This is a genomic window from Streptomyces chattanoogensis, assembly GCF_001294335.1.
In the GTDB taxonomy this organism is placed as follows: Bacteria; Actinomycetota; Actinomycetes; order Streptomycetales; family Streptomycetaceae; genus Streptomyces; species Streptomyces chattanoogensis.
The window spans coordinates 544,963-568,161 of the sequence record NZ_LGKG01000001.1; the positions used below are offsets into that span (position 1 = coordinate 544,963).

20 protein-coding genes are annotated in these 23,199 nt (G+C 72.7%); 11 read left to right on the forward strand and 9 right to left on the reverse strand.

Features of this window, described 5'->3' with window-relative positions:
• Positions 1-98: 98 nt before the first annotated feature.
• On the reverse strand, positions 99-2,381 hold the full coding sequence (locus ADL29_RS02400; protein ID WP_107094865.1) for a M4 family metallopeptidase: 2,283 nt from the start codon (positions 2,379-2,381) through the stop codon (positions 99-101).
• A 502-nt stretch (positions 2,382-2,883) separates the two neighbouring features.
• Here ADL29_RS02400 and ADL29_RS02405 point away from each other — a divergent pair.
• Complete coding sequence (locus ADL29_RS02405) at positions 2,884-3,063, forward strand: hypothetical protein (protein WP_053922087.1); 180 nt, start codon at positions 2,884-2,886, stop codon at positions 3,061-3,063.
• A gap of 61 nt (positions 3,064-3,124) precedes the next feature.
• Here ADL29_RS02405 and ADL29_RS02410 read toward each other — a convergent pair whose 3' ends face one another.
• From ADL29_RS02410 to glgX, 3 genes are all read right to left on the reverse strand, one after another.
• Positions 3,125-4,999 carry an ABC transporter ATP-binding protein gene (locus ADL29_RS02410; RefSeq protein ID WP_053922088.1) on the reverse strand — a complete coding sequence of 625 codons (1,875 nt, stop codon included), beginning with the start codon at positions 4,997-4,999 and terminating at the stop codon, positions 3,125-3,127.
• Positions 4,996-6,849 (reverse strand): ABC transporter ATP-binding protein, encoded by a 1,854-nt coding sequence (locus tag ADL29_RS02415; protein ID WP_053922239.1) that lies wholly within the window; start codon positions 6,847-6,849, stop codon positions 4,996-4,998. The genes ADL29_RS02410 and ADL29_RS02415 overlap by 4 nt, the downstream gene beginning before the upstream one ends.
• Before the next feature lie 198 nt (positions 6,850-7,047).
• Positions 7,048-9,330, reverse strand: coding sequence for a glycogen debranching protein GlgX (gene glgX, locus ADL29_RS02420; RefSeq protein WP_053922089.1), 2,283 nt, complete (start codon positions 9,328-9,330; stop codon positions 7,048-7,050).
• A gap of 284 nt (positions 9,331-9,614) precedes the next feature.
• Between glgX and ADL29_RS02425 the strand changes: the two genes are divergently transcribed.
• The 7 genes from ADL29_RS02425 to ADL29_RS02455 all read left to right on the forward strand — a co-directional run bounded on the left by ADL29_RS02425 (position 9,615) and on the right by ADL29_RS02455 (position 16,297).
• Entirely contained in the window at positions 9,615-10,925 is a 1,311-nt protein-coding gene (locus ADL29_RS02425; protein WP_245689098.1) for a L,D-transpeptidase, read from the forward strand.
• 175 nt (positions 10,926-11,100) lie between these two features.
• The gene (locus ADL29_RS02430) at positions 11,101-12,348 is read left to right on the forward strand and encodes a L,D-transpeptidase (RefSeq protein ID WP_053922090.1); all 1,248 of its coding nucleotides are present in this window, start codon (positions 11,101-11,103) and stop codon (positions 12,346-12,348) included.
• An 84-nt stretch (positions 12,349-12,432) separates the two neighbouring features.
• Complete coding sequence (locus tag ADL29_RS02435) at positions 12,433-13,200, forward strand: enoyl-CoA hydratase/isomerase family protein (RefSeq protein WP_046925914.1); 768 nt, start codon at positions 12,433-12,435, stop codon at positions 13,198-13,200.
• Between the two features lie 287 nt (positions 13,201-13,487).
• Positions 13,488-14,015, forward strand: coding sequence for an ATP-binding protein (locus ADL29_RS02440; protein WP_425424188.1), 528 nt, complete (start codon positions 13,488-13,490; stop codon positions 14,013-14,015).
• An 86-nt stretch (positions 14,016-14,101) separates the two neighbouring features.
• Positions 14,102-14,560, forward strand: a complete 459-nt coding sequence (locus tag ADL29_RS02445; RefSeq protein WP_053922091.1) for a hypothetical protein — start codon at positions 14,102-14,104, stop codon at positions 14,558-14,560.
• Between the two features lie 58 nt (positions 14,561-14,618).
• The gene (locus ADL29_RS02450; RefSeq protein ID WP_046925911.1) at positions 14,619-15,434 is read left to right on the forward strand and encodes a DsbA family protein; all 816 of its coding nucleotides are present in this window, start codon (positions 14,619-14,621) and stop codon (positions 15,432-15,434) included.
• On the forward strand, positions 15,431-16,297 hold the full coding sequence (locus ADL29_RS02455) for a cytochrome c biogenesis CcdA family protein (RefSeq protein WP_053922092.1): 867 nt from the start codon (positions 15,431-15,433) through the stop codon (positions 16,295-16,297). The genes ADL29_RS02450 and ADL29_RS02455 overlap by 4 nt, the downstream gene beginning before the upstream one ends.
• 83 nt (positions 16,298-16,380) lie before the next feature.
• Here the strand turns inward: ADL29_RS02455 and ADL29_RS02460 are convergent, their stop codons facing one another.
• The 3 genes from ADL29_RS02460 to ADL29_RS02470 form a co-directional block, all read right to left on the reverse strand.
• A complete protein-coding gene (locus ADL29_RS02460) occupies positions 16,381-16,743 on the reverse strand; it encodes a hypothetical protein (RefSeq protein WP_046925909.1) in 363 nt (120 codons plus the stop codon).
• A 185-nt stretch (positions 16,744-16,928) separates the two neighbouring features.
• Positions 16,929-17,759, reverse strand: a complete 831-nt coding sequence (gene nadE, locus ADL29_RS02465) for an ammonia-dependent NAD(+) synthetase (protein WP_053922093.1) — start codon at positions 17,757-17,759, stop codon at positions 16,929-16,931.
• 111 nt (positions 17,760-17,870) lie between these two features.
• Complete coding sequence (locus tag ADL29_RS02470) at positions 17,871-18,425, reverse strand: GH25 family lysozyme (protein WP_053922094.1); 555 nt, start codon at positions 18,423-18,425, stop codon at positions 17,871-17,873.
• Positions 18,426-18,685: 260 nt separating this feature from the next.
• Here ADL29_RS02470 and ADL29_RS02475 point away from each other — a divergent pair, with 260 nt between their 5' ends.
• Entirely contained in the window at positions 18,686-19,453 is a 768-nt protein-coding gene (locus ADL29_RS02475; RefSeq protein ID WP_053922095.1) for a response regulator transcription factor, read from the forward strand.
• Between the two features lies 1 nt (position 19,454).
• The gene (locus ADL29_RS02480; RefSeq protein WP_053922096.1) at positions 19,455-20,939 is read left to right on the forward strand and encodes a sensor histidine kinase; all 1,485 of its coding nucleotides are present in this window, start codon (positions 19,455-19,457) and stop codon (positions 20,937-20,939) included.
• A gap of 13 nt (positions 20,940-20,952) precedes the next feature.
• Here ADL29_RS02480 and ADL29_RS02485 read toward each other — a convergent pair whose 3' ends face one another.
• Entirely contained in the window at positions 20,953-21,909 is a 957-nt protein-coding gene (locus ADL29_RS02485; protein WP_053922097.1) for a M56 family metallopeptidase, read from the reverse strand.
• A complete protein-coding gene (locus tag ADL29_RS02490) occupies positions 21,906-22,307 on the reverse strand; it encodes a BlaI/MecI/CopY family transcriptional regulator (RefSeq protein WP_053922098.1) in 402 nt (133 codons plus the stop codon). Before ADL29_RS02490 ends, ADL29_RS02485 begins: the two co-directional genes overlap by 4 nt.
• Before the next feature lie 171 nt (positions 22,308-22,478).
• Here ADL29_RS02490 and ADL29_RS02495 point away from each other — a divergent pair, with 171 nt between their 5' ends.
• Positions 22,479-23,174 carry a phosphatase PAP2 family protein gene (locus ADL29_RS02495; protein WP_245689099.1) on the forward strand — a complete coding sequence of 232 codons (696 nt, stop codon included), beginning with the start codon at positions 22,479-22,481 and terminating at the stop codon, positions 23,172-23,174.
• Positions 23,175-23,199: the final 25 nt, after the last annotated feature.

Here is a 23,199-nt window from a genome sequence, read left to right on the forward strand (position 1 = left end):
CCCCTATTCGCGGGCCGGTTGGTGTCGAAGCCTTTCGGACCGGCCTGCCCTCGGCCTCCTCTGGCACACGAAGGTGAAGCCGAGATGGAGCTTCACGGTCAGAAGGTGAGCTTCCAGCCGTTGATGTAGCCCGAGTCCTCCGCATAGACGTCCTGCACCCGCAGCTTCCAGGTGCCGCTCGCCGCCTTCGTCGACGCGTTGACGGTGTACGTCGTCTTCACGTCGGCCGCCGAGTCGAACGCGCTGGAGTTCTTCAGCCGGTACGCCGTACCGTCCGGCGCGACCAGATCGATGACCAGGTCACCGCGGTAGGTGTGGACGATGTCCACGGTCACCTTCAGCGTGCTGGGCGCATTGCCGGCGCGGCTGACGGTGATCGGCGAGGTGACCGCCGCGCCCGCGTCCGGGATCGGTACGTCGTCGGAGTTCTCGAAGACACTGCCGCCACCGGCCGGGTTGACCGTCCAGGTGAAGGTGGCCGTGCCCGTCTTCTTCGCCGCGTCGGTCACCGTCACCGTCACGCTGCTGGTGCCGGCGGCGGTCGGCGTCCCCGAGATCAGACCGGTGCCCGCATTGATCGACAGCCCGGCCGGCAGGCCCTTCGCCGCGTACGACAGCGCGCCCGCCGTCCCGCTGCTCGCCTTGATCTGCAGACTGGCCGCCTGGTTCACGGTGCTGGTCTGGTTGCCCGGGTTGGTGACGGTGACCCCGCCGTCCGGGACCCGGGCGCCGACGTTGACCGCCGCCCAGGTGTTGGCCACCGTGTTGTACGACGCGCTGCCCTGGCCGAAAAGGTCCGCCGCGGCCTTGAGGGTGGCGGTGCGGGCGCCCGCGTAGTCGGTGTTGGCGCTCATGTACTGGCTGAGCGCCTTGAACCACACCTTCTCCGCGTTGGCCCGGCCGATACCCGGAACGGGCAGACCGTCGTAGGTCGGGCTGTCGTAGTGCACGCCGCCGATGTCCTTCGGCCCGCTGCCCTCGGACAGCAGGTAGAAGAAGTGGTTGGCGACGCCGGACGAGTAGTGCACGTCCTTGTCGCCGACATTGCTCGACCAGTAGTCCGCCGACGCCCCGTCCTTGCTGGGCTTGTCCATGTAGCGCAGCGGGGTGCCGTCGCCGTTGATGTCGATCTTCTCGCCGATGAGGTAGTCGCCCGGGTCGGCGGCGTTGTTGGCGTAGAACTCCACGGCGGTGCCGAAGATGTCGGAGGTCGCCTCGTTGAGGCCGCCGGACTCGTTGCTGTACTCCAGGTTGGCGGTGGCCGCGGTGACACCGTGCGACATCTCGTGCCCGGCGACGTCGATCGAGGTCAGCGGGTGGGAGTTGCCGCTGCCGTCCCCGTACGTCATGCAGAAGCAGCCGTCGTCCCAGAAGGCGTTGACGTAGCTGTTGCCGTAGTGGACCCGGGAGTAGGCGCCGACACCGTCCCCGCGGATACCGCTGCGGCCGTGCACGTTCTTGTAGTAGTCCCAGGTCACCTGCGCGCCGTAGGCGGCGTCCACACCCGCGGTCTGTGCGTTCTGCGGGGTGCCGTCGCCCCAGGTGTCGTCGGCGTCGGTGAACAGCGAACCCGTCCCCGACGTCCCGTGCTTGAGGTCGTACGTCTTGTGGTTGCCGCGGGTGGCGTCGGTCATCGTGAAGTTCGGGGCCGAGCCCGACGTCCCGATGGTGACCTTGCCGCTGTACTCGCTGTTGCCGACGCCGTTCTCGATGCCCTGGTACTGGAAGATCCTGGCGCCGGTCGTGGCGTCCGTGATGACGTGCAGCGCATTGGGCGTGCCGTCCTCCTGCAGTCCGCCGACCACCGTCTCGTACGCGAGGACCGGCTTGCCGTCGGCGACCCACACCACCTTGCGCGGCGCCTTCGCGGCCGCGGTCTTCTTCGACCCCAGCGCCCGCGCCGCACCGACGGCCTTCGCCTCGGCGGCGGAGGGCTTGATCCGGGCGGTGGTGCTGGCGACCTTGAGCTGGGAGCGGACGGCCTTGGTGACGCCCTTGAGCCTGCCGCCCCTGCTCTCGTGCACGACGAGATCGCCGCCGAGGACGGGCAGGCCGGCGTAGGTGCGCTCGTAGCGGGTGTGCAGCGTGCCGTCGGCGTCCTTCGAGACGTCCTTGACGACCAGCTTCTCCTTCGCGCCGAGCCGCAGCCGCTGCGCGGTCCGGGCGGTGGTGGCGTCGGCCTCCCGTATCAGCTCTGCACGCTGGGACGGGGAGAGCCTGACCGGCAGCGCGCCCGCGTCGGGCGTGGCCTGCGCGGCGCCCGGCTTCGGGGCCGCGGCCGTGCCGGTGCCGGCCTGGACGCCGACCGCCAGCAGCGCGGTGACGGCGACCAGCGCACCGGTTGCCACGGTGCGTCTGGGGGAGGTGCGGCTTCTGTGCATGGACCCATGGGGGGTGCGTCTCACACTGACTCCTTCTGCGGGGCCGCGATATGTCGGGGCGGCCGAGGGGGACCGGGCGGCGGAGCGGCCGTCCGGGCAGAGCGAGGCAGAACTCGTGGAGCGTGTGGGGGGAGACGTACGGGTGCGCGGGTGCAGCCGGTTGTCCGTGGTACGAGCTGCCGCCGGGCGTGGGGCTGTGGGGGCCCGTGCGGCGGTTGCGGGGAAGAGTCCCACCACGGATGGCCGGTTGTCAGGCTCCGTTCAACTAATTGGCCGGAAAACGTCCGTTGGGCGGAATCGGTGTCCGGAAGACGGACGGGTCCGGCCATGGGAACCCGTCGGAGCGGCCCAGGTTCCGGGCCCTCCATTCGGACCACTGCGGTTGCCGGGCGGCCGGGGCGGGGGTGGGCTGGGGTGCGGCGCTCCGCGGCGGTTGCGTGCCCATGCGGAGCGTCCGTCGTCGAACGAGCCCAGCCGACCTACCTCAGATGTGGAGAGAGCCATGACCCACCGACCCGCAGACCGTGTGGAGTACCGGGACGACAAAACGGGCGAGATGCAGCAGGGCAAGATCATGCGGGCCGAAGGCAGCGGGCAGAAGGCGCGCTACACGATCCAGAACGAAAGGACCAACCAGCTCGAGGAGATCCAGGAACGGCAGATCGAGCGGGACCTGCAGTAGCAGTCGCCGGGCCGCACGAGCCCGGAGTCCCCGTGCGGCGGGTCGGACGGCCCGCCGCCGCTCACCCCACGCTCTCCCGCCAGGCGCGGTGCAGCTGGGCGAACCGGCCCCGCCCGGCTATGAGTTCGCCGGGCGGGCCGTCCTCGACCACCCGGCCGTCGGACATCACCAGGACCCGGTCGGCCGTCTCGACCGTGGACAGGCGGTGGGCGATCACCACTGCGGTCCGGCCGCGGAGGACGGTGTCCATGGCGCGCTGCACCGCGCGTTCGCCGGGGATGTCCAAAGAGCTGGTGGCCTCGTCCAGGATCAGGACGGACGGGTCGGCGAGCAGGGCCCGGGCGAAGCCGACGAGTTGACGCTGGCCTGCGGAGATGCGGCCGCCGCGCTTGCGCACATCGGTGTCGTAGCCGTCCGGGAGGGCGGCGATGAAGTCATGGGCCCCGATCGCCTTGGCGGCGCGTTCGATGTCCGCGCGGGTGGCGTCGGGGCGGCCGATGGCGATGTTGTCGGCGACCGTGCCGGAGAAGAGAAACGCCTCCTGGGTGACCATCACGACACCGCGGCGCAGCTCGGCGGTGGACAGGTCGCGCAGGTCGACGCCGTCGAGGAGGACACGGCCCTCGGTGGGGTCGTAGAAGCGGGCCAGCAGTTTGGCGAGGGTGGACTTGCCGGCTCCGGTCGCGCCGACCACGGCGGTGGTCGTACCGGCCGCGAGGGTCAGATCGAAGCGGGGCAGCACTTCGCCGCCGGTGCGGTAGGCGAAGCGTACGCCGCGGAAGTCGGCCTCCCGGCCGGGCCGGCCGGCGGCCACGGCGGGCAGCGGGAGCGGTGCGGTCGGCTCGGGGACGGTGGGCTGCTGGGCGAGCAGACCGGCGATCTTCTCCAGCGAAGCGGCCGCGGACTCGTAGGAGTTCAGGAACATCCCGAGCCGGTCGATGGGGTCGTAGAGGCGGCGCAGATAGAGCGTCGCGGCGGCCATCACCCCGAGCGCGAGACCGCCGTCGGCCACGCGGTAGGCGCCCCACAGGACGATCGCGGCCACCGCGATATTGGCCACCAGCCGGGAGGAGACGACATAGCGGGCCATCTCCAGGATGGCGTCGCCGTTGAGCCGCTCATGGCGGTGGTTGAGCCGGGCGAATGCGGCGTCGTTCGGCCGCTCGCGGCGGAAGGCCTGCACCGGGCGGATGCCGTTGAGGGTCTCGGTGAACTTCACGATGACGGCCGCGGTCGCGCTGGACTTGGCGCTGTAGGCGCGCCGGGAGCGTCGCTGGAAGGACCGTACGAGGAGATACAGCGGCGCGGCGGAGAGGATGGCCGCGGTCCCCAGGCCCCAGTCCAGATAGATGAGGGTCGCGGTGATGTAGAGGGTCTGCAGGACGATGATGATCAGTTCCTGGAGGCCCTCGTCAAGGAGTTCGCGCAGCGACTCGACGTCGCTGGTGGCCCGGGAGATCAGCCGGCCGGACGTGTAGCGCTCATGGAAGTCGAGGCTCAGCGCCTGGCCGTGGCGGAAGATACGGCCGCGCAGATCGAGCAGGACGTCCTGGCTGACCCGGGCCGAGAAGAGGATGAACGCGAACTGGAGGGCGCCGGCGGCGACGGCGCAGACCGCGGCAGCCACCGCCACCGTGATCAGTGGCCCGTAGTCGCCGGTCCGCAGCGCCGGCACCGCATGGTCGAGGGCGTACGCGACGATCAGCGGACCCGCCTGGACGGCGGCCTGCTGGAGCAGCACCACGACGGTGGACAGCCAGACGCGCCCCTTGTGCGGCGCCAGCAGACTCCGCAGAAGGGTGCGGGAGGCGCCCGGGGGAGTGGGGAGCACATCCTGTTCGAAGGCGTCGGGCTGTTTCTCCGGGGCCTGCGCGGCCCGGTCCGGGTACGGCCCCCCGTGGTCATCGGTCGGCGCATCGGCCGTGGTCGTCGTCATCGGACCTCCTCCCCCTCGAGGCGGCTGCCGCCGCCCGACATCAGTGCGGCGTATTCGGCGTTGTCCCGCAGCAGTTCGTGGTGGGTGCCGACGGCGGATATCCGGCCGTCGGAGAGCAGTGCCACCCGGTCGGCGAGCAGGACCGTGGACGGCCGGTGGGCGACGACCAGTGCGGTGGTGGTGGCCAGCACCCGGCGCAGGGCCGCCTCCACCAGGGCCTCGGTGTGGACATCGAGTGCGGACAGCGGATCGTCCAGGATCAGGAAGCGGGGACGGCCGACCACGGCACGGGCCAGGGCGAGCCGCTGCCGCTGTCCGCCGGACAGGCTCAGGCCCTGCTCGCCCACCTGGGTGGCGGCGCCCTCGGGCAGGGCACGGACGAAGCCGTCGGCCTGCGCGACCTCCAACGCCCTCGAGAGCGCGGCTTCTTCCTCGTCATGGCCGTCGCCGCGGCCCTCGCCCTCGCTGTCGCCGGCGGTGCCGTTGCCGCTGCGGGCCATCAGGACGTTGTCCGCCACCGTCGCCGAGAACAGCGTCGGCTCCTCGAAGGCCACCGACACCAGCGTGCGTGCCTCCTCCCGGCCGAGCGTCGCAAGGTCCCGGCCGTCGAGGGTGATCCGGCCGGCGGTGGGGTCGTAGAGCCGCGGCACCAGCGCCGTCAGGGTCGTCTTCCCGCTGCCGGTGGCGCCGACCAGGGCCATGGTCTCGCCGGACCGTATGTGCAGATCGACGCCCCGCAGGGTGGGCGGGGCGTCCGCGGCGGAGTCCGGGTACCGGAACTCGACGCCCTCGAACCGCAGCCCGTCGCCGGGCAGTTCCCCGCTGCCCGTCCCGTCCGGGCTCGCCTTGCTCACAGCCCTGTCTCCTGCGGCCTTGTCCCCTGTGGCCGTGTCCGCCGCCGGCTCCTCGTCCAGCACCTCGAAATACCGGTCCGCGGCCGTCGCCGCCTCGTTGGACATGGCCAGCAGGAAGCCGATGGAATCCACCGGCCAGCGCAGCGCCAGCGCCGTGGAGAGGAACGCGACCAGGGTGCCCGCGGACAGCGCGCCGTCGGCCACCTGGAGCGTGCCCAGCACCAGGGCCGTACCGATCGCGATCTCCGGGAGCGTGGTGATGACGCCCCAGATCCAGGCCAGCAGACGCGCCTTGTGCAGTTCGGTCGTACGGACCCGGTGCGTCAGCCGCTTGAAGGCCCGGGCCTGGCTGCGGTGGCGGCCGAAGCCCTTGGTGATCCGGATGCCGAGCACCGACTCCTCGACCACCGTCGTCAGATCACCCAGCTGGTCCTGGGCCCGCCGGGCGGCCAGCGCGTACTTGGCCTCGATGACCGAGCACAGCACCATCAGCGGCAGAACGGGGGCGAGCAGTACCAGCCCCAGCGACCAGCGCTGCACCAGCAGGATCACACAGCCCACCACGATCGTCGTGCCGTTGACCAGCAGGAACGTCAACGGGAAGGCGAGGAACAGGCGCAGCAGGGAGAGATCGGTGGTGGCGCGGGAGAGCAGCTGGCCGGAGGCCCAGCGGTCGTGGAAGGCGACCGGCAGCCGCTGGAGATGGCGGTAGAGCGCCTCGCGCATGGCCGCCTCGACCGCGGCGAGCGGCCGCGCCACCAGCCAGCGGCGCAGCCCGAACATCGCCGCCTCGGCGACCCCGAGCAGCGCCAGATACCCGCCGCCCAGCCACGCCCCCCCGGGATCCCGCGCCGCCACCGGACCGTCCACCAGCCACTTGAGGACCACCGGAATGACCAGCCCGATGCACGATGCGAGCACCGCCACGAACGCCGCCGTGAAGAACCGCGCCCGCACGGGCCGGAGAAACGGCCACAGGCGCAACAGCGAGCGCACCGCGGAGCGCCGGGGAACGGCGGCCGGGCCCGTCGTGGGTGCCGTCGGTCCGGCCGCCGTCTGTGCGGTGTCGGTGCCGGAGTCGCTGTCGGTGTCGGTATCGCTGTCGGTATCGGCCACACTTGCGAGCGTAAGGTGCACCACTGACAACGCTCATGTGGTTTTCGCCGTACGGAAGTTGAGAGGGCGCGCAAGACGCTAGGCCGGCACCGCCCGGAACAGCAGCACCGTCCGCCCCGGCACGGTGATCGCGCGCCCCGCCGGGTACCGGGTGCCCCGTGCCCCCGCCACCGGCTCCTCGGGTTCTTCGGGCTCCCCTTCCTGCGCCGTGTCGACCAGCAGTTCGTACGACCCCGCCCAGGGCGGGCCCGGGAGGACGAACGGCCGGGGATGGGCGTCGGCGTGCAGAACGGCGAGGAAGCTGTCGTCGATGATGCGGCTGCCGTGTGCATCGCGCTGGGCGATGTCGTTGCCGGAGAGATACATGCCCAGGGTGGCCCCCGGGGCGTACCAGTCCCGTTCGGCCATCTCCGTGCCGCCGGCGGTGAACCAGGCGAGGTCGCGCAGCCCGCCGTGTCCCTGCGGCCGGCCGGAGAAGAAGGCGCGGCGGCGCAGTACGGGATGGGCGCGGCGCAGGGCGATGAGGCGGGCGGCCAGGTCGGCCAGCTGCCGCCAGTGCGGGTCGTCGAGGAGCGACCAGTCGAGCCAGCTGGTGGGGCCGTCCTGGCAGTAGGCGTTGTTGTTGCCGTGCTGGGTGCGGCCCATCTCATCGCCCGCGACCAGCATGGGGACGCCGGTGGACAGGAGGAGGGTGGTGAGGAAGTTGCGGAGCTGGCGGCGGCGCAGGGCCGTGATGCCGGGGTCGTCGGTCTCGCCCTCGGTGCCGCAGTTCCAGGACCGGTTGTCATGGGTGCCGTCGCGGTTGCCCTCGCCGTTGTCGCCGTTGTGTTTGTGCTCGTAGGTGACCAGGTCGCGCAGGGTGAAGCCGTCGTGGGCGGTGATGAAGTTGACCGAGGCGTACGGGCGGCGGCCGCCCCAGGCGTAGAGGTCGCTGGAGCCGGAGAGGCGGTAGCCCAGGTCGCGGACGTCGTGCTGGGCGCCGCGCCAGAAGTCCCGGACAGTGTCGCGGTAGCGGTCGTTCCACTCCGTCCAGAGGGGCGGGAAGGCGCCGACCTGATACCCGCCGGAGCCGACGTCCCAGGGTTCGGCGATGAGCTTGACCCGGCGCAGCACCGGGTCCTGTGCGATCACGGCCAGGAACGGGGAGAGCATGTCGACGTCGTGCAGGGAGCGGGCCAGCGCCGCGGCCAGGTCGAAGCGGAAGCCGTCCACGCCCATCTCGGTGACCCAGTAGCGCAGTGAATCGGTGATCAGGCGCAGGACGTTGGGCTGGACGACGTGCAGGGTGTTGCCGCAGCCGGTGTAGTCGGCGTAGCGGCGGGCGTCGTTCTGGAGGCGGTAGTAGCCGCGGTTGTCGATGCCCCGGAGGGAGAGCGTCGGACCCAGTTCGCCGGCCTCCGCCGTGTGGTTGTAGACAACGTCCAGGATGACCTCGATCCCGGCGTCGTGCAGCGCCCGCACCATGCGCCGGAATTCGCCGACCTGCTGGCCGCGGGTCCCGGTGGCGGCGTAGCCGGCGTGCGGCGCGAAATAGCCGATGGAGTTGTAGCCCCAGTAGTTGCGCAGCCCCCGGCGTATCAGATGGTCCTCGTGCGCGAACTGATGGACCGGCAGCAGTTCGACGGCGGTGACCCCGAGCCGGACCAGATGCTCCAGCGCGGCGGGGTGCGACAGCCCCGCGTAGGTGCCGCGCAGATGCTCCGGGATGCCGGGGTGCCGCATGGTGAAGCCGCGCACATGCAGCTCGTAGAGAACGGAATCCGGCCAAGGGGTCTTGGGGCGGCGGTCGTCCCGCCATTCGTCGTCCCCGTCGCCGCCGGCCCAGGTGTCGTCGCCGACCACCACCCCCTTGGGGACGTACGGCGCGGAGTCGCGGTCGTCCCGCACCGTGTCCGCGACCCGCTGCTCCGGCCAGTCGCGGACGTGCCCGTAGATCTGGGCGGGCAGCGCGCGCCCGGCGCCCACCGACTCCGTGCAGGTACCGAAATCGCCGTCCACGGCCCTGGCGTACGGGTCGAGGAGCAGCTTGGCCGGATTCCAGCGGGCGCCGGTCCAGGGATCCCAGCGGCCGTGCACCCGGTAGCCGTAGCGCTGTCCGGGGCGTACGCCGGGCAGGAAGCCGTGCCAGATCTCATGGGTCAGTTCGGTCAGCGGATGGCGGCTCTCGTGGTCCGCGTCGTCGAAGAGGCAGACCTCTACGGCCTCGGCGCCGCCCGCCCACAGGGCGAAGTTGGTGCCCGTGACGCCGTCGGGTGCGGTGCGGCAGCGGGCCCCGAGGGGGGTGGGGCTGCCGGGCCGGACAACGGCGGGCGGGGCGAGCGGTCCGTCCTGGACCGCCTCCTGCTCGGGTGCGCTCGACACGTGCCGGCCTCCTGCGGCTCAGGGCTCGGTCGGACGGGGGCGTCCGGTCCGGGGCATCTCCCAGCGCGAGCTGGGGGAGAGTCCCGGCCGTGCGCTGCGTCCCCGCCCTCTCCGTTGTTCTGCCCGCAACCGGGCGTTGCCGCACGTTTTCCGTCCGCGAGGGTGCGGGGGCACCGGCCCGTTACCCATATGACGTCCGATGACGCCCGGTGATCCGCCGCCCCGTGACATGCGTCGGCCCGACATTCCCGATCGCTTACCTGTCATCCGTCACAATTCGGTGCATGACCGGCGGTGACATGCGCTCAGCGAAGGGGCCGGCACACGGCCCGGCGACGGATCTGGAGAGGAACCCGGCGCCCGGCCGTGCGCGGACGCGGGTGCCCCGTCCCCGCACCGCCCGTACCGCCCGCACCGTCCTGACCACGCTGGTGGCCGCGCTGCTGCCGGTCGGCTGCGGCTCCTCGGACGGGCTCCCGGGGGGCCGGCCGCCTTCCCCGGAGGAGGTGATCCGGGTCGTGCCACACGACGGCGCGCACGGTGTGGGCACCGGCGGCCGGTTCGAGGTACGGGTGCCCGCCGGGCGGCTGGAGCGGGTCGAGGTCCTGCGGACCGGGGACGCGGGGCGGCAGCGGGTCACCGGGCGGATCTCGCGGGACGGCCTGACCTGGCGCCCGGCGCCCGGCGAACTCGCCCCCGGCTCCCGGTACACCGTCGATGCGGTGGCCCGGGACGGCGCAGGCCACCGCGCCGCCCGCCACACCACCTTCACCACCTCCGCGCCTCCGGGCGCCTTCGTCGGCTTCTTCACGCCTGAGGACCACACCACCGTCGGCACCGGCATGATCGTCTCGCTGGAGTTCAGCCGTCCGATCGCCGACCGCGCGGCCGTCGAACGCGCCGTCACGGTCAGCGGCCGCCCCGCTGTCGAGGTCGCCGCCCACTGGTTCGGCAACCAGAGGCTGGACTTCCGCCCCCGTGCACGCTGGGAGCCCGGCACCGACATCTCCCTAGACCTGCGGCTGCAAGGGGTCAAGGCCGGGCCGGACGCCTACGGCACCCAGCGCAAGACAATCCACTACCACGTCGGCCGCGACCAGATCACCACCGTCGACGCCGCCCGGCACACCCTGACGGTGCGACGGGGCGGCCGGGTGCTGGCCACCTTCCCGGTCACCGCGGGAGACGCCGAGAACCCCACCTACAACGGCAAGATGGTGATCCTGGAACGCCGCTCGGTCACCCGGATGAACGGGCGCACCGTCGGTTTCGGCGGCGACTACAACATCCCGGACGTCCCGCATGCGATGCGTCTGACCCGTTCCGGGACCTTTGTGCACGGCAACTACTGGGCACGGCCGGGGATCTTCGGCGGCACCAACACCAGCCATGGCTGTGTGGGCCTCAAGGACGTCAAGGGCGGCGGCCGGGACACCCCGGCCGGCTGGCTGTTCCGCCACTCGATCGTCGGCGACACCGTGCAGGTGCGCCACTCCCGGGGCGGGCGCCGGGGCAACACCGTCGCCCCCGACAACGGCCTGGGCGGCTGGAACATTCCGTGGGAACGGTGGAAGCGCGGCAGCGCCCTGAGGTGATGCGGCAGCGCCCCGAGGTGACGCAGCGGCATATGCGGCATATGCCGCGCACTTGGGACGGAACGGTGACATCGGCGGGGGCTCTCACTGTCAGTGCGGTGTGGTTATCTAACGACGAGCGCGCGGTGCGTCCGCGTGCGGGGGACCGCGGGCCGCGAGGGAAAAGGTGCAAGTCGTGAATGTGCAGCCGAATCGGGGGGAGCCGGCTCGCCGGCGGCGGAGGCCACACGGGGCCGGCGGTGCGCTCGCGCTGCTGCTCGGCTCGATGCTGCTGGTGCTGACCGCATGCGGCGACGACGGATCCGACGGCGGGAAGACGGGCGGCAAGGCGGGCGGCGGGGGCGACAAGGCCGCCTCGCAGGCCGCAGTAACGATTGCCCCCAAGGACGGCGCGGACGACGTCGCCACCACCGGGGCGCTGAAGGTGACCGCCGAGAAGGGCCGGCTGAAGTCGGTCACGGTCAAGGACGGCAAGGGTAATGAAATAGCCGGGAAGATATCCGGCGGCGGTGCCCGCTGGCGCCCCAGCGGCCATCTCGGCGCCTCGACGAAGTACACCGTCGACGCGGTGGCGGTGGACGACCGTGGCCGGGAGGCCGCCGAGCACTCCACGTTCACCACCCTCGTCCCCAAGAACACCTTCATCGGCCAGTACACCCCCGAGAACGGCCAGCAGGTCGGCGTCGGGATGCCGGTCTCGATCCACTTCACCCGCGGCATCACCGATCCCCAGGCAGTCGAGGACGCCGTCAAGGTCACCGCGAAGCCGTCCGTCCCGGTCGAGGGCCACTGGTTCGGCAACGACCGCCTCGACTTCCGCCCCGAGAAGTACTGGGCGGCCGGCACCAAGGTCACCCTCAAGCTCGATCTCAACGGCGTCGAGGGCCGCCCCGGTGTCTACGGCACCCAGGCCAAGGAGGTCTCGTTCACCATCGGCCGCAGCCAGGTGAGCACCGTCGACGCCAAGTCGAAGCAGATGACCGTGGTCCGCGACGGCAAGAAGATCAAGACCATCCCGATCACCTCCGGCGCGCCGGGCACCGAGACCTACAACGGCCAGATGGTGATCAGCGAGAAGCATCCGGTGACGCGGATGAACGGCGACACCGTCGGCTTCGGCGGGGAGTACGACATCAAGGACGTGCCGCACGCCATGCGGCTGAGCACCTCGGGCACCTTCATCCACGGCAACTACTGGTCCGGGAAGCCCACCTTCGGCACCCGTAATGCCAGCCACGGCTGTGTGGGCCTGTTCGACCAGCGCGGCGGCGGGGACGGCTCCACCCCGGCGGCCTGGTTCTTCCGCAACTCGACGATCGGCGATGTGGTGATCGTCAAGAACTCGCATGACGAAACGATCCAGCCGGACAACGGTTTCAGCGACTGGAACCTCTCGTGGGAGAAGTGGAAGGCCGAGCAGTAGGGCGCCCCTGACGGGCGCTCGGCCCGGTGCACTGTGACACAGCGCACCGGGCCCTTCCGCGTTAACGCGGACTAACCTTCCCCTATGACTGTGAACCTTGAGGTCGCCGACGGCGTCGGCACCATCCGCCTGGACCGCCCGCCGATGAACGCACTGGACATCGCCACCCAGGACCGGCTGCGCGAGCTGGCCGGCGAGGCCACGCGCCGCGACGACGTACGCGCCGTGGTGATCTGGGGCGGCGAGAAGGTGTTCGCGGCCGGTGCGGACATCAAGGAGATGCAGGCCATGGACCACGCGGCCATGGTCGCCCGCTCCAAGGACCTGCAGGACGCGTTCACCGCCGTCGCCCGGATCCCGAAGCCGGTGGTCGCCGCGGTGACCGGCTATGCGCTCGGCGGCGGCTGCGAGTTGGCCCTGTGCGCCGACTTCCGTATCGCGGCCGACAGCGCGAAGCTCGGCCAGCCCGAGATCCTGCTCGGTCTGATCCCGGGCGCCGGCGGCACCCAGCGGCTGGCCCGGCTGGTGGGCCCGTCCAAGGCCAAGGACCTGATCTTCACCGGACGGCATGTCAAGGCCGACGAGGCGCTCGCCATCGGCCTGGTCGACCGGGTGGTGCCCGCCGCCGAGGTCTACGAGCAGGCGCACGCCTGGGCGGCCAGGCTGGCGGCCGGTCCGGCGCTGGCGCTGCGGGCCGCGAAGGAATCCGTCGACGCGGGCCTGGAGACGGACATCGACACCGGCCTGGCGATCGAACGCAACTGGTTCGCCGGTCTCTTCGCGACCGAGGACCGGGAGACCGGAATGCGCAGCTTTGTCGAGGAGGGGCCCGGCAAGGCCAAGTTCCGCTGAGACCGGTGATGTTGGCGGGTCGGGTGGTGTTTGGCCGGGACGCGATGCCTCGTGTGGGCGAATTGCGGAAAAGTTAAGCCCGCCTTAAGGCCACCTTGTACACGGCGCGGTTCTCTCGCCCGCCGACCTTTCCGCCGCGGCAGGTTGTCGCAGGTCGGTCGGGGTGCTGGGGAGCCTTGACCGTCGTTGGCGCAAGTCCCGCAGTGATGGCGGAACCTACGATTCCGGGCGAGGGATTCCGTGGGTTCCGCCAACGCGACCGCCAAGTAGCAGCCATGATGGGGGACATGGCGGGCCTCGAAGGTATGGAGCAGCCGCGGCCGGAAAGTGGCACGGCCGCCGGGCGCTGGGAGACCCCCGGAGCGGGCGCCGACACACCGGCACCGGTGGCCGGCGGTCCGCTTTCCGGGCTCGATCTGGCCGGCGAACCCACACTGGACGAGGTACGGCTGCCCTCGCGCCCCCAGTCCGCGCGCATCGCCCGGCGGCTGACCGGCTGCGTCCTGCTCAAGCAGTGGTCCCTGTCGCCGCAGCTCGCCGAGCAGGCCGTCCTCCTCGTCTCCGAACTGGTCGGCAACGCCGTACGGCACACTGGCGCCCGCTGCTTCGGGCTGCGGATGCTGCGCCGCCGCGGCTGGATCCGTATCGAGGTGCGCGACCCGTCCCGCGGGCTGCCCTGTCTGATGCCGGTGCACGAGATGGACACCAGCGGCCGCGGCCTCTTCCTCGTCGACAAGCTCTCCGACCGCTGGGGCGTGGATCTGCTGCCGCGCGGCAAGACGACCTGGTTCGAGATGCGCGTCGGCGACCGCTGATGCGGCCCCGGGCCCCCGCGGGCCCCGGTGCACGGCCGGCGGTCCGTAGGATGGGCTGTTCATGCTCGCGCGCAGGAGGAGGGGAGATGCCCGGGTCCAGCCACCCGCACCGGCACAGGCACCGTGTGCGCCGGTCGCCGGCCGTGACCCTGCTGCTCCTCCTCGCGGTCACCTTCGGGCCGATGCTCTGCCGGATCGGCGGCGATCAGGCCTGGTCGGCGGGCCAGGCGGCGACGGCGGGCCAGGCGGCGACGGCGGCCGCTCCCGCGGCGCGGACGGCCGACGCCGGACCCGGCCGCCCGCACGCCACCGATGCCCCCATCGCCGTGGCCGACGCCGTCAAGCGCTGCTCGCGGCACGCCCCCGCGCCCGAAGAATCCGTCCCGCTGCCCGCCCCGCACCGCGCCGAGCCCCTCGCGCCCGCCGTCACGGGCCCCGCGCCGCTCGCCGCCGACGCCGCCGCCCAGTGGGCGCTCGCCCGGCCACCGACGGACGCCTCGTCCGCCGCCGATCACACCGCGCTCCTGCCCGTACTGCGGATGTAGGCCGCTGCCGCACGCGCACGGCCCGAATTCCTCTCCTCAGTACGTCTGGAGCTCCCGCATGCCCAAATCCACCTCTCCCCGCACGTCCGCTGCCGCCGCCTCTCCCGCCCGCAGACTGGCCGCCGTCGGCGCGGTGATCGCCCTCGTCGTGGCCGTGCTCGCGATCGGTATCGCCGTCGGCAAGGCCGTGGAGGGCGACCGCGGCAGCGGCGGCAGCGGCGCGCCGCAGGCCGCCGCCTCCGCCCAGCCCAAGGAGGACGCCGCACAGCAGAAGATGTTCGACGACCTCGCCGAACGCACCAGCCGGCGCAAGGACGGCGACCCGCTGGCCGTCGGCAAGAAGGACGCCCCGGTGGTCATGGTCGAATACGCCGACTACCAGTGCTCGTTCTGCGGCCGCTTCACCCGCGAGACCCAGCCCGAGCTGATCAAGAAGTACGTCGACGCGGGCACCCTGCGCATCGAGTTCCGCAACTTCACCATCCGCGGCGCCGACTCCGAGCGGGCGGCGCGCGCCTCCTGGGCCGCCGGGCAGCAGGGCAGGTTCTGGCAGCTGCACGACGAGCTGTACGCCAAGAACCGCCACGGCGACGAGCTGGCCGAGGACAAGCTCGTCGACCTCGCGCGCGAGAGCGGGGTGCGGGACCTCGGGAAGTTCCGTACGGACATGAACAGCGCGGCCGCCGGGCGGGCCGTCAAGCGCGACCAGGACGAGGGCTACGGCCTCGGCGTGCAGTCCACGCCGTCGTTCCTGGTCAACGGGCGGCCGGTGTCCGGCGCCCAGCCCACCGAGGTCTTCGCGCAGGCCATCGAGGACGCCGCGGCGCGGGCGGCGAAGCAGAAGCCGGCGAAGGACGAGGCGGCCGGGAAGTGACCGACATCGGCTACCTCGCGGCGTTCCTGGGCGGGGTGCTCGCCCTGGTCAGCCCGTGCAGCGCACTGCTGCTGCCGGCGTTCTTCGCGTACTCGCTCGCCGACCCCGGGCGGCTGCTGGCCCGCACCGGAGTCTTCTATCTGGGGCTGGCCACGACCCTGGTCCCGCTCGGCGCGGCGAGCACGGCGGCCAGCCGGCTCTTCAACGGTCACCGCGATCTGCTCACCGCCCTCGGCGGCTGGGTCGTCATCGCGATGGGCGTCGCCCAGATCCTGGGCCTGGGCTTCGCCTCCAAGCGCGCCCAGGCCGCCGCGGCCAGGATCACCCCGCGCTCGGCCGTCTCCACCTTCCTCCTCGGCTGTGTCTACGGCCTCACGGGCTTCTGCGCGGGCCCGATCCTGGGCGCGGTGCTGACGGTGACGGCGGTCAGCGGCTCACCGGTGTACGGCGCCTCGATGCTCGCCGTCTACGCGCTCGGCATGGCGCTGCCGCTGTTCGTTCTCGCGCTGCTGTGGGACCGGTTCCAGCTCGGCACCCGGGGCTGGCTGCGCGGCCGCGCATTCGCCGTCGGCAGGCTGCGGCTGCACACCACCTCCGTGCTGTCCGGCGCCTTCTTCATCGGCATCGGCGTGCTCTTCCTGCTCTTCAACGGGGGCGGCGCGCTGCCCGGCATCCTCGACGCGGAGGCGGAGTTCGGCCTCGAGGAGTGGGTGGCGAAGATCGGCAACGGCGTACCGGACGTCGTGCTGATCGCGGTGGCCGCGCTGATCGTGGCCGGGGTGCTGGCCCGGATCGCGCTGCGGCCGGACCGGCCGGACCGGCCGGAGCACCCGGCGAAGCGGGCGGACGGCGGGCAGGAGTAGCGGGCGGCCGGGGCCGCGGGGCGGGGCGCCCCGCAGTTTCCCGTGCGGTGCGGGCCTGTCCCGGCGGATCAGGGCGGAAGGCCCTACGCGCTCTGCCGCGGCCGCCGGTGCAGTTGCAGATGCGGGCGGCGCGGGCGCAGGCGCGGATGCGGATGGTGGGCGTCCGCCCGCCGCCGGCGGTCGTTGCAGAGCAGGCATTTGCCGTAACCCGGCGGCAGCGGATCCTCCGGGTCGCCGTACAAGGGGTCGACCGCGCCATGGGGGTGCTCGGCGCAGCCGGTCGGGCCCGTTTCGGCGCCCAGCGCGCCGGCGACGCTCAGCGCTCGCCGGAGCACGTCGACGAGCTGGTCGGCGTCCCGGCGGGTGGGCGCGCGCTGGAGGGCGGCGGCGATGTCGGAGGCGGTGGTCAGCGCGGACTGGAGTTCGCGCAGGTCTGCGTAACCCATGCCCCGGAGCGTAGGCGCCCCCACTGACAGTGGATCTTGGGCAGGATCCGGTACGGGTGGTTGATCTTGAGGTCGCACTTCGCGGCTTCCCATGGCCGCATGCATGCCCGCCCGGGCCCACGGTTTAGCACCGAAGCGGTGACCGGGGCCTGGACGGCGGATGACGGCTGGGCGCGCGGGCGGCCTCAGGGCGCGATCGGCAGCGCCCGCTTGTGGTCGGTGAGGCGGTAGCGCCGCACGATGGCCTGGAAGGCGGCGTCGTCGACCGGCCGGCCCTCCAGGAAGTCGTCTATCTGGTCGTAGCTCACACCGAGCGCGTCCTCGTCGGGCTTGCCCGGGTCCAGCGTCTCCAGGTCGGCCGTCGGGACCTTCCACACCAGCTCCGCCGGAGCGCCCAGGGCCTCCGCCACACCGCGCACCCGGCGCTTGGTCAGACCGGTGAGCGGGACGACATCGGCCGCGCCGTCGCCGAACTTGGTGAAGAAGCCGGAGACGGCCTCGGCCGCGTGGTCGGTGCCCACGACGAGGCCGTCATGGGCACCGGCGACCGCATACTGCGCGATCATGCGCTGCCGGGCCTTGATGTTGCCCTGGACGAAGTCCTGGTGATGTGCGTCACGGAAGGTGACGCCGCCGTCCACCGCCGCGGCCAGCGCCGCATCGCTGGCAGGCCGGATGTCGACGGTCAGCTCCCGGTCCGCCCGGATGAACTCCAGCGCCAGCTGGGCGTCCTTCTCGTCCGCCTGGACGCCGTACGGCAGCCGCATCGCGAAGAACGTGGCGTCGTGCCCGGCGGCACGGGCCCGCTCCACGGCGAGCTGGCACAGCCGGCCCGTGGTCGTGGAGTCGACCCCGCCGCTGATCCCCAGGACCAGCGACCGCAGCCCCGTGGACGTCAGCCGCTCCGTGAGGAACGTCACCCGGCGCTCGATCTCCCGCTCCGCGTCGAAGGACGCGCTCACCTGGAGATCCCGGGCGATCTCCTCCTGCAGGGCCTGGGCCGCTGACTCGCTCACGGCTGCTCCTTCGGTGTCGTGCGGGCGCTGGTCGCGCGCCGGGTGCCGGTCGTCCGCAGGCCGTGGACAGGCCGTGCGGACGCCGTTCGAATGATGCCAATGGAGGAAACCTTATGCCGGATGCGCCCACTTCTTGAGCGCGGCCCTGCTCTCGAAGTCCGCGACGTCCTTGTCCAGCGGCCGGTCGGTGTACTGGTGGATACGCCACTTCGCCTTGATCCGCGGATGCCCGGCGGAGACGTAATCGGCGATCCACAGCCCGTCCGCGGCATACGACGTGGTGTCGTGGTTGAGCCAGAAATCGCGGTTGCAGTAGAGCATCACGCGGTGGGTGGGCCGCAGCTTCTTGACCTCCAGCAGAAACTGGTCCTTCTGGGCATTGCTCGCATACGTCCCCTCGCCCGTGCGCTCCCAGTCGGCGGCCAGGATGTCGCCCTGCACCGAGGCGCACTTCTCGACGAAGTATCTGGCCTGTGCCGCGATGTTCCCCGGCCACAGGAAGTGGTAGAAGCCGACCACGCAGCCCGCCTTACGGGCCTTCGCCGCCTGCGCCGACTGGTGCGGATTGATGTAGGAGCGGCCTTCGGTGGCCTTGACGAATACGAAGTCCAGCCCCTCCGTGGAATACGAGGCGTTGTACGAACTGACATCGACACCATGCAGCATGCGCGGCCTCCTGCCGATCGGACCTGCCGTGTGAACCGTCATCTCAGCGTCATCTGCATCAACTGCCCGAAGTCTCCGGGAAGTTCCCGCAGTCGGGCATGTTCACCCCTGGGGACGCCAGATCATGGCGGCGAAGTTCCGTACGGAACCGAGGTGTTGGCCGGCCGGCCCGGAACGGGCGCCGCCCCCGCGGCCGAGGCTCCCCGGCCGCCAAGGGGGGACCCCCCATCGCACCGCCGCGGCCTTGGCAGACTTGCCGGGTGACCCATCTGGTACTGCTCGCCGAGGACGACCGCCCCATCCGCACCGCGCTGGAGCGTGCCCTGACCCTGGAGGGGTACCGGGTCACCGCCGTCGCCGACGGGATCCAGGCACTGGCCGCCGCCCACCGCGAGCGGCCCGATGTGATCCTGCTGGACGTCATGATGCCGGGCGTCGACGGGCTCCAGGTGTGCCGGGTGCTGCGCGCCGAAGGGGACCGCACCCCGATCCTGATGCTCACCGCCCGCGTCGAGACCGCCGACCGGATCGCCGGACTGGACGCCGGCGCGGACGACTATGTCGTCAAGCCCTTCGAGGTCGAGGAGGTCTTCGCCCGGCTGCGGGCCCTGCTGCGGCGTACGGCCCCGGAGGCCGACGGCGGTCAGGGCGGTCAGGGCGGCCCGTCGGAGAACCAATGGGAGCACCCCGAGGGCGGCGACGAAGCCGGTGCGAGCAGCCGCGACACCGGCCTGGTCGAAGTGGCCGACCTGCGCATCGACGGCCCCTCGCGCCGGGCCTGGCGCGGCGGACGCGAGCTGGAACTGACCCGCACCGAGTTCGGGCTGCTCGAGCTCCTCGCCCGGCACGCCGGAATCGTCCTCGACCACGCCACGATCTACGACCGGATCTGGGGCTACGACTTCGGCCCCGGCTCCAAGAACCTCGCCGTCTACGTCGGCTACCTGCGCCGCAAGGTCGATGTGCCCGGCAGCCGCCCGCTGATCCACACCGTGCGGGGCGTCGGCTACGTCCTCCGGGAGCACTGAGATGGCCGGGCCGCGCCGCCGCCTCCGCGACCGCCTGGGCGCCTGGCTGTGCACCCGTAAACCGGCCAGCCTGCGCACCGCCTTCGCGCTGACCTTCGCCGCCGGGGCCGCGGTGGTGACCGTCCTCGTCGGCTTCCTCAGCTATGACGCGGCGGCCCGGCTGGTGCGGGTGGACGAGAAGTCGGTGTTCTCCGAGGTCGTACGGGATCTGCGGACCCAGGTCCGGGAGAAGACGTTCGAGCCCGCCGACTACACGGCCGCCGACCCCGACCACGACGGGCCGCGCGACGACCTCACCCGCCCTACCCGTACCGACGTCCAGGTCCTGGGCCCCGGCGGCCGGATCGTGGACCGGGGCCGTCCGCCGCTGCCGGCCGGGCCCCGGGAGCGCAGGATCGCCGGGGAGCGGCACGCGGGCCGGTGCACGGGGCGGGAGGCGACGGTGGGCGACGACGAGTACCACGTCGCGACCGTGGCGCTGGGCGGCGGGCGCGGGGCGGTCCAGGTCGCCCAGAAGTTCAGCGGGACCGAGGATCTGCTCGCCGCGCTCCAGCAGCGCACCGCCCTCCTGGCGGCCGCCGTCATCGCGCTCGCCGGGGCGGCCGGCTGGTGGCTGGCCCGCCGGATCACCGGCCGGCTGATCCGGCTCACCTCGGTCGCCGAGAGCGTGGCCGAACACGGGCGGCTGGACGTGCCGGTCCCGGTGGCGGGCCGCGACGAGGTCGCCCGTCTGGGCCGGGCCTTCGACGACATGCTCGGCCGGCTGGCGAACTCCGTCGAGGACCAGCAGCGGCTCGTCCAGGACGCGGGCCACGAGCTGCGCACCCCGCTGACCTCGCTCCGTACGAACATCTCGCTGCTCAAGCGGTTCGAGGACCTGCCGCCGGACGCCCGCGAGGAACTCCTGGCCGACCTGGCGGGCGAGGCCCGCGAGCTGACCGATCTGGTCAACGAGCTGGTCGGCCTGGCCGCCGGCCGGCGCGACGACGACCCGCTCTGCGATGTGCGCCTGTCCGATGTGGTCGGCAAGGCCGCCGCCTCCGCCCGCCGCCGTACGGGCCGCGACATCACCGTGGACACCATCCGCCCCGCCCGGACAGCGGGCCGTCCGGCCTCCCTCCACCGGGCCCTGACCAACCTTCTGGAGAACGCCGCCAAATTCGACGCCGGCGGCACCGAACCCATCGAGGTCCGGGTGATCGGCGCCCGCATCGAGGTCCTCGACCGCGGCCCCGGCATCGCCGCATCCGACCTCACCCGCGTCTTCGACCGCTTCTACCGCGCGCCGGCGGCCCGGGGGCTGCCGGGCTCCGGCCTGGGCCTGGCCATAGTGCGGGAGATCGCCACCGCCCATGGAGGCCATGCCTTCGCCGCCCGCCGGCCCGGTGGCGGCGCGGTCCTGGGCTTCACGGTGGGGAGGGGACCGAGCGCCTCAAGCGCCGCAACGGGGGCGGGGTACCGGGACGGGGCGGGCGTGGGGGACTGACCGAGGGTTCCCCTCATCTCCCCGCCTCGCCCTGCGCCGTCTCCGCCCTCTCCACCGTCCGATGCAGATCGGCGGCGGCATCCAGCGCACCGGCCGCCGAGCACGCCACACAGGCCAGCACTGCCGCAGCGGCCAGGCGGCGGGCGCCGGACCGGGTCCGCGGCCGGGCCACCGGCCGGCCGGGGGACAGCAGGGCGGCGACGCGGCGGGGGACCGGTCCCGCCGTGGCGCCGAGGACGGCGCTCGGGCGGTGCGGGGAAGGCCGGGAGCCGGCGAGGGCGGCGCGGCCGATGGCGCGCGCCGTCAGGCGGCGGTCGCCCACCTGGGCGGCGGCGGATTCGTCGGCCCAGCGCTCGAGCGCGTACGACAAGGGTGCGCGAAGGCCGCACAAGAGGGGATGGCAGGCCGCGGCCAGTGCGACGGTGAGCAGGAAGTGGTGGTGGCGGCCGGTGAGATGGGCGCGCTCGTGGGCGAAGAGGACCTCGCGTTCGGCCGGAGTCAGGGCCCGCAGCATCCCGGCCGTCACCACGATCCGGTCCGGCCGGCCCGGCAGGGCGTAGGCATCGGCCGCCGGGTCCGGCAGGACGCACAGGTCGCCGGCCGTGGCATGGGCGTCGGCGGTCCGCCGGGCGGTGCGCAGCTCGGCGCGGTGGCCCAGCGCCCGGCGGACCGCCGCGACCGCGCAAAAGGTCAGCAACGTGCCCGCGGCGTACGCCACCGGGGCGGTCAGGGCCGGATCGCCGCCGGCCAGCGGCAGCGGGAGATGCCCGGGGGCGGCGACCGCGGGCAGCCGCAGCGCTCCGGCGGCGGCCAGCAGGACGAGCGCCGCGGTCGCACAGGCGGCCAGCGCGGCGGCGCACCCGGTCAGCAGCCACGCGGCGGCGCGCGGCGGAAGCCACTCGGCGAGACGCCGGGCGGCCGGTACGGCGAGCAGCGGCACCAGCAGCGGAATCCACACGGCGAAGATCACGGCGTGCCGTCCCCGGTGTCGTCCGCCCCGTCCAGCAGGGCGCGCAGCAGCCGCTCGTCCTCGGCCGTCAGCTCCGACACGAAGCGGGCCAGCGCGGTGCCCCGGTCGTCCTCCTTGTCGAGCTCGCTGCGCATCCGGCGGGCGGTCAGCCCCGCGGAGTCGTGTACCGGCGCGTACGCATAGCCCCGCCCGGCCCGCGAGCGCGAGACGGCTCCTTTGCCGTACAGCCGGGTGAGGATCGTCGTGACGGTCGTCCGGGCGAGCCGGCCGCCCAGCGCGGCCTGCACCTCTGCGGGGGTCAGCGGGCCCGCGGCCGCCCAGAGCGCCGCGAGAACACCGGCCTCCAGTTCGCCGGCGGGGCGACGTGGCGCGGGTGGTGTCTCTGGGGTCTCCGACATGGAACGCCCTCCACCTGGTGGTCGTCTACGGCTCCCTCGACCGATACCGTCTACGCGACTGTAGTCGGCCGGACCGGCCATACGGCAGCACGGTCCGGTGAACCGTCCGGCACACCCACGGGCATCCCGAAGGAGAACCTCCATGCTCCTGCGACCCCCCGCGGCCGCGCGGTGACCCGGACGGGGCCGCGCCGCCTCCTGCCCCCGCTCGTCGTCGCCGCGCTCTGCGCCGCCCTGTTCGCCGCCGCGGCAGTCCTCGTATCCGTACGCCACGGAACCCCGCTCGCCCCCGAACGCGCGGCCCACCACTGGACGACCGTGCACCGGGGCGAGCCGCTGAGCTCCCTCGCCCGCGCCGTCACGGCGACCGGCACCGGAGCCGTCCCGTACCTCATGGCGGTGCTCGCCGGTCTGCTGGCCGGGCGCCACCCGCTCGGCCGGCTCCGCGCGGCGGCCTGCACGGTGGCCGTACTGGCCGTGGGCCAGGCCCTCCGCTACGGCCTGATGGAACTCCTCGCCCGCCCCCGCCCACCCGCCGCCGACTGGGCCGGACACGCCGCCCACTACTCCTTCCCCTCGGGCCACGCCACCACCTCCGCCCTGGCGGCCGGCCTCCTGGCCTGGGGCATCGCCCACCGCGCCCGCCCCGGCGTGGCCCGCACCTGGTGCGCGGTGCTCATCCTGTGGGCCTGCGCCGTCGGCGTCACCCGCGTCTACCTCGGCATCCACTGGCCGGGCGACGTCCTGGCGGGCTGGCTCCTGGCCGCCACCGTGCTGTCCCTGGCCCTCCTGGCCGAACCCGTCGCCCTCCCGCCGCCCGGCGCAGCGGACTCCCCCACGCCCGTACGCCTCCGTGGCACGCCGTGAAGCGACGGCGCGGCCCGCGCACGAA